Below are 580 nucleotides of genomic sequence, written 5' to 3' on the forward strand. Positions count from 1 at the left end.
ACGTAGAAGTACGGCTCCTCGTCGCCGCTGCTCGTGGGGATGTCCACGGTGCGCACGCCCGGGTTGGAAGGCCCGGGATGCTTCTTGAAGAAGCAGGCCGAGTCTGCGCCGCGCGGGCATCGCACGATGCTGAGGATGCGGCCGGACGCGTAGGGCAGCATGCGGTCGGCCATGCTGGCGGAGGAGCGCACCACGTCCTCCTTCGTGATGGGCGGGTCTTCGAACAACAGCTTGCCGGGGTTCGTGATGCGAACGCCGTCGATGCGCAGCTCGCCGTTCTTCTCGTTGTCGGAATTCATGGGGCGCTCCAATCGGTCGGGGGTTTGCTCGTCAGGTTCCGATGCGGGTTCCCGTTGCAAGTCGTGTGGGTCTTTGTCGGTGCGGATGCCCTGGTAGCTGGGGTGTCGCAGCAGGCCGTCCTCGGTCCACTCGGCGAACTTCACCTGCACGATCACCTGAGGATCCAGCCATACGACGCGCTCGCCCGAGCGCGGCTTCGGCGCGTCGGCGAAAGGCGCGTCCGGTCGCTCGAGGCCTTCGAACGCGGCCATCAGCTCGCGTGAGGCCGCTTCGCTCAATC

1 protein-coding gene is annotated in these 580 nt (G+C 66.4%); it reads right to left on the reverse strand.

The genetic code is table 11. The annotated features are described in order from the left end of the window. Window positions 1–551, reverse strand: a 551-nt coding sequence (gene ligD / locus GO707_RS11890) for a non-homologous end-joining DNA ligase LigD (protein ID WP_472755564.1), incomplete at its 3' end; no start/stop codon positions are given. Between the last annotated feature and the right edge of the window lie 29 nt (window positions 552–580).

Source organism: Adlercreutzia rubneri (assembly GCF_009755265.1).
GTDB classification, from domain to species: Bacteria; Actinomycetota; Coriobacteriia; order Coriobacteriales; family Eggerthellaceae; genus Adlercreutzia; species Adlercreutzia rubneri.